The organism is Lactobacillus apis (assembly GCF_002837055.1).
Taxonomy (GTDB): Bacteria; Bacillota; Bacilli; order Lactobacillales; family Lactobacillaceae; genus Lactobacillus; species Lactobacillus apis.
Genome location: NZ_PDKP01000019.1, coordinates 1 through 11,092, shown reverse-complemented (window position 1 = coordinate 11,092; position 11,092 = coordinate 1). Strand labels below are relative to the sequence as shown.

The window sequence follows — 11,092 nt, the reverse complement described above, 5'->3', positions numbered from 1 at the left end:
TTTACCTCACTTATTACTGTATGTTAAATAATGATTACTAAAAACTAAATGGTAGTCACACCAGTCGGCAAGATTAGCTAATTCATGACTGATAATAAGCAACGTTTGGTGCCGTTGTTTCTGACCCTCATGCAACAAATGCATGACTTTTTGGGCTGATTCATGATCTAAGCCACTCAATGGCTCATCAATCAGTAACACTTTTTGGCTGGAAATTAACATTAATAAAATCTGCAACTTCTTTTGTTGACCGCCTGAAAGGGAATAGACAACTTGATCTTTGGTTTGACTTAAGTCGAGATAATCCAACATCTCGGCTATTTTTTCTTCTGTAAAGTAGCTGTCTTTTGCTTGCTTCAGACTGAGCTTGATTTCGTCTTCAACCGAAACGGCAATAAATTGGTCAGTTGCGGTTTGAAAAATTTGCCCAACTTCCAGTAAGTATTTTCTTGTCGTCTGGTTACGGATTTCCCGCTTGTCGTAGGTAATACTTCCTCTGTACGGGAGCATTTTAGTCAGAACATTAAATAATGAAGTCTTGCCAACACCGTTGGCACCGGTAATTAGTGTTGTTTTGCCAGCAATGATGTTTAGATGGTCTTGCTTTAACAGAATACGATTTTGTTCAACTTGAGCATTAGTTAAAACAAAACATGGTGTTTCATTTTCAGGAAGGGCAAAAGTATAAGTGTGTTCCTGTTGACTATCATGCAATAGTTCATTTTTACTTGCTTCATCTAGCAGCGTGACATTATCACGTTTAAATTGAAACAAGTAGTCACAAATGTTTTCATAGCCAGTCAAAACATGGTCAGTTAAAATAATCGTTTTTCCTTTATCCCTTAAATGCGCCAATTTAGTAATTAAAAATTGACGTGCTTCAGGATCGCAGCTAGCAAACGGCTCATCAAGTAAAAACAAATCAACATCCATTGCGACTAAGACAGCTAGTGCAACTCGTTGTTGCTCACCACCCGATAGTGTCGTTATTTTCTGATCCAGTAACTGTTCAATTTGCGTAAACTTGGTTGCATCGTTAAGTCGCTCTAGATATTGATCACTACTTAGTTGTAAATTTTCGAGAGCGAAAATTATTTCTTCTCGTGGAGTTGCCATAGTAAACTGCTCACCGGCATTTTGAAACATCATCGCGGAACGTAATCCATCTAGTTCAACTGTTCCGCTAACTTTACCAGCATATTTAGGATAAAGGCCGGCTAAAATTTTTAACAAAGTGGACTTACCACAGCCAGTAGGCCCAATGAGTAGCGAAAATTTGCTAGTTGGAATTTCGAGTGTAATGTTATTAAGTATTTTCTGTTGCTCGTCGTATGAAAATGAGAGCTGGTTTGTTCTGATCAATTTTTCTTACCAAGATAAATAAAAAGCCATTGAACAATGATGTTCAACGGCGCAAAATAATTAGTTTCCCTTCGCTGGCATTGTCCAAAGCAGGTTCAATGGGTATATTCTCAGCCTAACGGCACCCCTTTAGTATATTCATGATTATTATACAAAAAGAACCTAGTACTTGTCTAGATTGCATCAAGAAGTGAAAAAAGCATACGGGTTTTTGTTAAAAATGATAGCTCAAGTCCAACTTAGGGTTAAAAATTACGATATAATAAAATTATGAAAAAAAGATACTAATAGGCGGGTGATAACTATGGCAACGGTGAAACAGGAACAGTATTTAACAAGTGTAATTGATGCAACTACTTCTGATTCCAATGAAATAAGATTGAGGCCAGGCAGTAATGACTTTGACTTGTTTACAATTAACCTCGAAAATCATAACGGCGGGGTCCATCGTTATCAAACAACAGGACTAACAATTCTTTATGAAGCTGTTGGGACTACAAAAACCAAAATTAACGGTCAGGCGTTCACGATTTCTGCTGGTAATATTATTCTTTTGCAAAAAAAGAGTGAATATGAAGTGGAAAAGCAGGGCAAAAAAGATTTGCTAGTTAAAATAGAACTTAGTCAAAGGTTGTCCGAACAATTTACTTTAAAAAAGAAACAGTACTTTAGTGAGCAAGAAAAAGCTGTAATTGATCACATCAGTAAGCTAATGACAACAAACAGACTATTAAATCTAAACTGTTCAGCAATGTCGCGCTCTGCACAAATAATGAAAAAGATTATCGATGAATATCTTAATCAGAATCTTTTTGTTGAAAACATGGTGCTTGCCGAGCTTAGTATCTTATTTGTAGCAGCACTTAGAAACAAGGACTTTGAAAAGGCGCCGACTGCTGCACCTAAATTTGCACAAACAGCCTTGGAACAATACATTGATGAGAACTTTGCCGATGTTACTTTGAATGAAGCGGCCAAGCATTTTGGCTTGAATCCGAATTATTTTTCGACCTTGGTTAAGCAGAAGACTGGTAAAAGTTTTGTCGAACACGTTGACGAGAGACGAATGCAAGAAGCGCGCAATTTACTTGCCCGTCCCGACATTTCAGTCGAGGAAGTTATTACTAGGGTAGGCTACAATGGAAAATCATTCTTTTATAAAAAGTTTGGTGAGTACTATCATGAAACGCCTGTTCAAATGCGGGCTGAACTGTTTAGACAGGCCAATATTAATCTGAAATAAAATGAGCAAAAAATGCACCCCTATTAAGGGATGCATTTTTTAATAACTAAAATTACATTTTTTCTAACCGCTCAATTCGGTCCTTTGTAGGTGGATGACTATCAAATAAATGTGTAGTACCCCTTTTATGAAGTGGGTTTTCGATGTACATTCCTGCGCTACTTGGATCTGCTTGTTTCATTGGATCGGAACCATCAATTTTTTCCAAAGCAGATATTAATCCTTGCGGATTACGTGTTAATTCGACTGAGGAAGCATCTGCTAAGTATTCGCGATTACGCGATAATGTCATTTGCGCAAGACTAGCACAAAGTGGTCCCAAAATAAGAACAAAGACAATCGCAACAATTTTAAAAACCATTACAATAGCGTTGTTACTATCATTGTCACTATCACGATCATCATCAATCCACCAGATATAGCGGCTGGCAATACCAGATAAATATGAAATAACACCTACTAAAACAGCGGCAATGGTTGAAACTAAAATATCATAGTTTCTANCCACCAGATATAGCGGCTGGCAATACCAGATAAATATGAAATAACACCTACTAAAACAGCGGCAATGGTTGAAACTAAAATATCATAGTTTCTAATGTGAGAGATTTCGTGTCCTAAAACGCCTTCGAGTTCTTCACGATTCATCATGTCGAGGAGTCCTTGTGTAACTGCCACCGCTGAATGCTCAGGGTCCCGCCCTGTTGCAAAGGCATTTGGACTAGCATCATTAATGATGAAAACACGCGGCATCGGAACTTTACCAACAAGAGCCATGTCTTGAACAACATGCCATAACTCGGGATTGTCGGCTTCATGAACTTCTTGGGCATGATTCAAGCTCATTACTAAGTTAGCTGGATTGGGCAAAACTATTAGTAAATAGATTGCACAAGCAACAAGGGCAATAATCAGCCCCAAGATTGGATTGTCCGCAAAAAGATAGCCGAATCCAACGCCAGCAAGAGCTAAAATGAGCGTAAACACCACCATGATGCCAGCTGTTTTTCGTTTATTACGAGCAATTTGTTGAAATAACATGAGATTAGTGTCTAAAATTTAACCTTAGGAACTTCTTTTTCAGCTTCGGCTGTCTGCAAGTAATCAACCTTTTTGAAGCCGTGGATTCCAGCAACAATATTTGAAGGGAAGGTTAATAGCTTTTGGTCATATAGAGCAGCAGATGAGTTGTAAAGCTGTCTTGAATAAGCAATTTTGTTTTCAGTGTTAGTTAATTCTTCTTGCAATTTAGCAAAGTTTTGGTTTGCTTTTAAGTCAGGATAGTTTTCTGATAAAGCAAAAATAGTTTTTAAGCTATCTGAAAGCTGATTCGATACCTTTAAAGTTTCAGCGTGATCATCACTAGGAATGTTAGTTAATTGATTACGCAGTTGAACTACCTTTTCTAGTGTCTCACTTTCATGCTTAGCATAACCTTTGGTGGTTTCAACTAAGTTAGGAATTAAGTCGTTACGACGCTTTAGCTGAACATCAATTTGACTCCAAGCTTCGTCAGTATATACTTTGGCTTTTTGCAAGCCATTGTAGATAGTGATATAAATTGCCAATATTAATACGACAATAATTACTGCTATCCAAATTGTTAAGGTAAGATTAGACATTGTTTTTCCTCCTAGAATAATATTAGTTAATTATAACTGATAACTGTGCACTTGAATATAAAAAAAGGCTTTACACAGCGTTTACTGGTAAAACCTAATAAATAATTAACTTTTAAACTAGGAGCAGTACCCAGCCAATTAAAGTCAAAATAAGCAAACCGGCGAACTGCATCACAATCCATTTTTTGAAAAATTCACCGCGTGAAACTGAGGCATTTTGTGTAAAGGTCTTGAGTACTAGCATGTTAGCCATTGAGCCAAAGCCACCGATATTAGAGCCTAGAAACAGTGCCTTGGCGTGAGTGGTGAACTTACCGACTAAGATAGTTGCAGGTACGTTACTGATGACTTGGCTTGAGAGGATGGAAGTAAAGTAGGTAGAAGTTTCAGAATTCACCGTTGCGTGAATTAAACTAACGACGATTGGAATTTGTTGGATATCACTAATGAAAATAAAAAAGCAGGTAAAAGTTAGTAATAGTGCGTAATCCACTTTTAGTAAAATTTTGGGATTAATTAGTAGAGCCAAGATAATCGCAACAATCATTGGAATTACTACATTGATAACTTTAAAGACACCCAAAAAGAACAGAGCGAAAACTGCGGTAGTGATAACAGTTGGTCGTACACTAATATCAATTTGTTTAATATCTTGAACTGGAATCTTGGTGCGCGGAATAAAGTGAAAGATAATGAATGCGATCACCAAAGCAGAAAGTAGTAATGGCAATGACCACGAGAAAAACTCAAGAGCATTAACAGAGTACTTGCTGACAAGAAAAATGTTGTGTGGATTACCCCATGGCGTAAACGCGGCACCGATATTTGCGCCCATGCCAATTAACGTAACCGGCAAAATTTGTGGTAAATCGCATCTTTTGGCAATATTTAAATATAGTGGAATCAAGGTAAGAGCAGTTATGTCATTACCTAAGAACATTCCAGAGATGATTGCTAATAAGGTGAACAAGATATTCAGTTTCTGCATGTTATCAGCAATACTAGTCAATTTATAGGCTAAAACATCAAGAACATGCAAGTAAGCATAGATTTGAATGATAGTTAGCATTGCAGCTACAGAAAAAATCGTATGTAAATTAATGTCTTCGAGACGTGGTCTAGCGAAAAAAAGGCTTATCAGTGTCACCACTGCAGTAATTTGCAAAATGCGGTCACTAAAAACTTTTTTTAAGACGGTCATAAAATGTCCCCTTTCACACATTACAATCATCCAAAGTCAATAAGTCTATTTTGAGCTTTTTTTTCTGTGTTCGCAATATATATTTTTGGCTAGCAAAAAGACTGCAAGATTAATAAACATAATTTTTGACTTCACAACTTACTATACCCTATACTTAGGGAAACAGACAAAGATTAGGGGGTAATTTTATTATGAGTAATTCAGAAACTGTTAAAGTAAATATCAAACCTGAAGCTGCAGATAAGATTAAGGGCCAAGTTAAAGATGGCCAGGTAGTTTTGTTATCATTGAATGATGGTTCTAATAAGTATTCTGACGTTGGTGGTACATGCACCGTTGGTTCAAGTTTCCAATTTGTGATTTTGGATCAAAAAGACCCTGACTTTACAATTGAAGTTGAGAACAATGCAGGCCTTGACTTATATACTAGTCCTGCTGAAATGCAATATCTTGGTAACGACTTAGTTGTTGATGAAAAGAATGCAGCAATGAGTCTTGCAGACGATGGCGGCGTGATTGACGGTGCTGTCACAGTTAATGAATATAATAAGTGAAAATAATGGCAACTAATACGCTAAAACTTTTTAATTAAATGCGAAAAGACAGTCTAATTTAGATTGTCTTTTTGTTTTTGTGAAAAAATAAATGGTAATAAGTTACTTTTAAAGAAGCATCCTTGCCTGCTTGAGCCTTACGTGGTAAACTAAATGAGATTTTCGAAAATCTGAAAGGAAGTATAGTACTATGCGTAAAGGTGAAAATTACAACACTGGTTGTGAACCAAACCAAAGACCTAAGAACAAGAAAAACGGTAAGAAGCGTGTTGCTCACGTAGCAGCAGTTGTTGCTTTCTTGAACAAGGCCAAAGCAGACGAAAACAAATAGTCTGAAATAAAAACGATAAAGGCGGATCAATTGTGATCCGCTTTTTTTCTTACCATAATTTGGGGTAAAATTGACTTAAGAAGCATTTAGCCAAAAGGAGCAGTGGTAAAGTGAAATTTCAATGCAGTGCATGCGGATTGCGCATCAATTCAAGACACTTTAAACAAGCGGGGTTAATGAATCCACAATTGACCAGCATTTGTGATATCTGTATTCAAAGTGGAAAAGAACCAGCGGACTTTGCCAATATGGCGGTTGCAATCTTTGCCCAAGGACTGCTCTATACTTTTATTGGCAAAAATGAAACAACGAAAGATGATGAAGAGGCCGCTTTTTTGGTGACCAAAAAAGATCAGCGAAAACGTTATGAGGCCTTTATCCAAGATTACGATGGAAATGAGTTGGCCCAACAGCAGCTTAAACGAACCGAGTTTAATCAAGCAATAATTGACAGTGAAACAGGAAAAAGCGACTTTCTTCCCAGCCTTGAATTAACCTTTGCCGAAAACCTTGAAAAAATGGGCTTGAGTGTTGATTTTAAACTTAATGAAGTCGACTATATTGATCGTGAGCGTATTCGGGCCAAGTACCATTATCGCTGCCAATACTGTGGCCGAAGGGGACGCAGTGTTGATCATAAGGATCCCGTTTCCCTTTCGCACAATAATGACCTCGATAATTTGATTCTTTCTTGTCAGGAATGTAATCGAATTAAGTCTAATATGCCTTATGAATTGTTTGTTAAGCTGAACAGCCAGATTCCCCAAGTCAACCAGAAGCTGGTAAAGTATGAAAATGCATTGGCAACACTTAAAGGAGAGTTTGAACAAAAAAGACGTGAATTAGCGGCAAAAATGCATCTTAAGGGTGTGGTCAATGATCCAGAACTAAATCAGATGCGTAAGCAAAATAAAAAGTTACAGGATGCAATTGATAGCCTGGATAGTGACTATAACGAGTTGTGTTCTTTACGTGAACAGCACTTTATGACAGGCTGGAAATTAGCCCAGGAAAAGGAAAAAGACGATATCATTTGATTTTAAAGGACTAAAATAAGTTGTAAGAGGAGGAATAAAATATGAAATTTCAAAAAGTAAGACGAACTAATCTACCAAAAATAGGCATTGGTGTAGCTTTGGCACTCTTAGGAATAACGAGTGGAAGCGGCCTTACCTCGCATGTTTTTGCGGCCGCTACTGCACCTGCTGCAAATGATAAAACCGATAGCACACAACTGGCTAACACAAATACTGCTAATACTCAGCTGGGTTTTTGGACAGGTACAGATGGAGATTGCACGTGGAAATATGATGTTCTTACTAATACATTGACTATTAGTGGTGCTAAAGGTGCACAGCTTTCCAGCACGCCTTTTACTAAAGAGCTCAGTTTGGCGGGAAATATTAAACACATCTCTTTTGAAAATCCGGTACAGCTGGCACCTGATTCAAAAGAAAAATTTGCTCAATTAAGTTCACTACAAGATATCAAAGGCCTAGACAAAGTTGATACTAGTAAAGTAACTAATATGTCAAAGCTCTTTTTAAGTGATTCGAACTTAACTGATCTTGATGTCAGCCACTTTGACACTAGCCAGGTAACTGATATGAGCCAAATGTTTTTTGGTCTAGGAGCGCCCGAACTAGATGTCAGTCACTTTGATACCAAAAATGTAGTGAACATGAACAGCATGTTTGAATCCGCAAAGGCCAACCAGTTGGATTTGAAGAATTTCAATACATCCAAAGTAACCGATATGGGAAATATGTTTAACAATACTGTTGTTAATCAATTGGACTTAGACCACTTTGATACCAGTAACGTAACTAACATGGCCAAAATGTTTGCGGATGCTAAAGTTACACAACTTAATCTTAAAAACTTTAACACGCAGAAAGTGACAGATATGAGTGGGATGTTTGCAAATGACAGCCTAACTGATTTAGACTTGAGTAATTTTGATACTCACAATGTTACTAAAATGAACGGCATGTTTGAGAAGCTTAAAAAAGTAACCAGTCTTGATTTAAGCCATTTCGACACCCAAAATGTAACAACAATGGCGTATATGTTTGCTGACTCATCTGATTTAGTAAAGGTAAATACCACTGGCTGGGATACACGTAACTTAACAGACACTCAGTATATGTTTAAAAATATGAATAGCCTAACAGATTTCGACTTGGGCAATTTGAATACCAGTAAGGTTGAGGATATGACAGGCATGTTTTTCGGCTTTAACCATCTTGATCAACTGGACTTAAGTAAATTGGACACCCGCAATGTCATTTATATGGTTGGTATGTTTGAAAAAGTCACAAATGTTAAGAAAATTGATGTTAGTCACTTTGATGTTCGCAAAGTTACGCGCACTTTCAATATGTTCAGAAACTGTACAGCTTTAGCTGAAATAAACTTGAAGGGATGGAACCCCAAGAGTTTGACGGATATGGGCAACATGTTTAGAAATGATAAAAATTTAGTTAATGTCGATTTGGGCAAAATGAACACCAAAAATCTTTACAGCACGATTGACCTATTCAGAAATGATACCAAATTGGAAACTGTAGACTTACACGGTTGGAAAACGAGTAAAGTTGTTGAAACTGCTAGAATGTTTATGGATTGTCCTAATCTAACATACGTTAACTTACGTGGATGGAAAATGTCCAAGCTGGATGATTCAACGCAAATGTTCTATCATGATAAAAAGCTGACTGGCGTGGATCTTAGTCATTTTAATATTCATAACAGTCAAATATTACTACAAGCTGGCAATACGGAAGGTTTTGCAGTCAAGTTAGGACACTACAAGTTGCGCAAGAGTTCGGGAGTGGGTAAAGGCTTTAAGCATATTCAAGCTGTTGGCAAAGGAACAATTAGAAACCCTAAGGGCAAAAAGTATACTGCAAAGCAGCTACAAAAACTTTATAGTCATTCTGCCAAGAAGAGTCCTAAAGAAACCTACGTCATGTATAATGGCAAAAAACCGCAACTGCCAAAATCATTTCATTTTTAATTTTTAGCAAAATAAAAGGATTAGCTCATTTCTGAACTAATCCTTTTTAGTTTGTCTTTCTAGCAAACTTTAACTGAAATCTTCGAAGTATAAAGTTTTTATCTGCGTTTTAGTGGTTTCTAATAGCCAGAGTGCTTCATCTACCTGTGCCAATGTTGCTTTAGTTGACCTTAAAACAACAGCTGCGTTGACTAAAGCATAGTCATAACCAAGTGCAAGCCCAGCATGGCGGCTACTGCCAGTACCATTTTGCTGCTCAGAATCAAAGGCTTTCTGTAGCTGTGCTTTATCGTTGTCAGTTGCTATTTTTTGTTTCTGTTCAGCTTCTAATGGAGTATTTAAAGGCGAAAGTTTTACACCGTCATAAAAGTTCACATCGCTAGCTTTGACGAAACTGTTAACGGAAATTATTTTTTCAGTCGTAGATAAACTATTCTCATTGGTCTTTTCATCATCTGTAGGACTGCTTAATCGCGTTCCGTCATTATTGTTGAGGTCTTTTCTGTTAAAGCTGCGGCTTAGAAGATGGTAATACAGTTCGGCTTTGTTTTCAGCCTTATTCCAAATATAGAATAAGCCATCAACATTGAAAGCAGACAGCTCTGCAGTATTAAAACTAACCCCAATAGGATTGCCTGTGACATCATACAGCTTAACATTTGTAGAAGTTTTTGATTTGACGAAACTACAGACTTGAGCAAGGTAATCGGAAGTAGGTAAGTAGTTTCTCAAACTGATATAATTTTCATATATGTATTCGTTAGGATGATCATGCAGGCGGAAAATATAGCCTTCAAAATCTTCGGCCCAAGGCCTAACAGCTAAATCAACTTTTATTTTCTGTCCCTTTTTTAAAATACGTTTTGTTTTCTGATTTTTGATAGTTTGAGTTGCTGTCGTTTCTAAGACGGTGGCTGTTGTGACACCATTATAAATTAGGGGGTAACCATCAAGACTTGTCACATTATTGGCTTTGATATAATGGTTTTGTTCGATTGCATAATAATTTTTGCCCTTAATTTTAGTGAGTGGAAGATAGAAATAATGCTCATTGCCATCTGATTTATAATACTTACTATAATAGTATTTTGGCTTGGATTTGGCCTCTTTAACTGCGCCTTGATACGTAACAATGGCTCGTTTAGGTAAAGTATAACCGCTCTTATTACCGGCTTTAGTGTATACGGCTGATTTTTGATTTAAAACCAATTTGCCTTTTTTGCTGTTTTTACCGTTGACTTCCTTGATATCAGCCATACTAATGTAGCAATCACTACCAATATTATAGAATTTTTGACCATTAATTATTTTGGTGCCGTAGTATTGCATAACATCTGCATTAAATCCTGGAATGTACTTATAGCCATTGACATCATCGTCAGCATAAGGCAGATATTTGTTCTTATTTTTAATTTTATGACCATATTTATTATAGAGATGGGCATCGTAGATTAACGTGATTTTCCCCTTTGCGGCCACTTTACTGCTTTTAGCAGCGGCAACTATTTGCGTTTGGCTAAAATTAGTTAGAAATGGAGTGGTAACTAAAATCAAAGCAGTCATAGCCAATTCAATCTTTTTTGTTAGTTTCATGATTTATCTCCTTACTAATCCTTTCTATTAAATTTATTATAACTTAATATAGAGGTAGAATAATACCTGTCTTACAGTAAAAGAATAACAGTCTGGCAAAGTTTAACTTAAGTTTTAAATTATTAATTAGTTTTAAATAAAATACCCTTATAATTAGAGTAAGAGAA

At 36.7% G+C, this 11,092-nt stretch carries 9 protein-coding genes and 1 pseudogene; 5 read left to right on the top strand and 5 right to left on the bottom strand.

Features of this window, described 5'->3' with window-relative positions; genetic code table 11:
- Window positions 1–6: 6 nt before the first annotated feature.
- Complete coding sequence (locus tag CRG87_RS07040; RefSeq protein ID WP_083213213.1) at window positions 7–1,362, bottom strand: ATP-binding cassette domain-containing protein; 1,356 nt, start codon at window positions 1,360–1,362, stop codon at window positions 7–9.
- A 304-nt stretch (window positions 1,363–1,666) separates the two neighbouring features.
- Here CRG87_RS07040 and CRG87_RS07035 point away from each other — a divergent pair, with 304 nt between their 5' ends.
- Window positions 1,667–2,605: a helix-turn-helix domain-containing protein gene (locus tag CRG87_RS07035; RefSeq protein ID WP_074426095.1), complete on the top strand. Its 939-nt coding sequence runs from the start codon at window positions 1,667–1,669 to the stop codon at window positions 2,603–2,605.
- A 52-nt stretch (window positions 2,606–2,657) separates the two neighbouring features.
- Here CRG87_RS07035 and CRG87_RS08305 read toward each other — a convergent pair.
- The 3 genes and pseudogenes from CRG87_RS08305 to CRG87_RS07015 form a co-directional block, all read right to left on the bottom strand.
- Window positions 2,658–3,646, bottom strand: a pseudogene (locus CRG87_RS08305) (zinc metalloprotease HtpX).
- Window positions 3,647–3,657: 11 nt separating this feature from the next.
- Window positions 3,658–4,227 carry a LemA family protein gene (locus tag CRG87_RS07020; RefSeq protein ID WP_074426093.1) on the bottom strand — a complete coding sequence of 190 codons (570 nt, stop codon included), beginning with the start codon at window positions 4,225–4,227 and terminating at the stop codon, window positions 3,658–3,660.
- Window positions 4,228–4,339: 112 nt separating this feature from the next.
- Window positions 4,340–5,428: an SLC13 family permease gene (locus tag CRG87_RS07015; RefSeq protein ID WP_074426092.1), complete on the bottom strand. Its 1,089-nt coding sequence runs from the start codon at window positions 5,426–5,428 to the stop codon at window positions 4,340–4,342.
- A 191-nt stretch (window positions 5,429–5,619) separates the two neighbouring features.
- Between CRG87_RS07015 and CRG87_RS07010 the strand changes: the two genes are divergently transcribed.
- The 4 genes from CRG87_RS07010 to CRG87_RS06995 all read left to right on the top strand — a co-directional run bounded on the left by CRG87_RS07010 (window position 5,620) and on the right by CRG87_RS06995 (window position 9,332).
- The gene (locus CRG87_RS07010; protein ID WP_046305846.1) at window positions 5,620–5,982 is read left to right on the top strand and encodes an iron-sulfur cluster biosynthesis family protein; all 363 of its coding nucleotides are present in this window, start codon (window positions 5,620–5,622) and stop codon (window positions 5,980–5,982) included.
- Between the two features lie 190 nt (window positions 5,983–6,172).
- Window positions 6,173–6,313, top strand: coding sequence for a hypothetical protein (locus CRG87_RS07005; protein ID WP_090094091.1), 141 nt, complete (start codon window positions 6,173–6,175; stop codon window positions 6,311–6,313).
- A gap of 110 nt (window positions 6,314–6,423) precedes the next feature.
- On the top strand, window positions 6,424–7,350 hold the full coding sequence (locus CRG87_RS07000; RefSeq protein ID WP_074426091.1) for an HNH endonuclease: 927 nt from the start codon (window positions 6,424–6,426) through the stop codon (window positions 7,348–7,350).
- A 41-nt stretch (window positions 7,351–7,391) separates the two neighbouring features.
- Entirely contained in the window at window positions 7,392–9,332 is a 1,941-nt protein-coding gene (locus tag CRG87_RS06995; protein WP_074426090.1) for a BspA family leucine-rich repeat surface protein, read from the top strand.
- A 69-nt stretch (window positions 9,333–9,401) separates the two neighbouring features.
- On the opposite strand, the gene CRG87_RS06990 is transcribed toward CRG87_RS06995, so the two are convergent.
- Entirely contained in the window at window positions 9,402–10,925 is a 1,524-nt protein-coding gene (locus CRG87_RS06990) for an SLAP domain-containing protein (protein ID WP_074426089.1), read from the bottom strand.
- Window positions 10,926–11,092 lie beyond the last annotated feature (167 nt).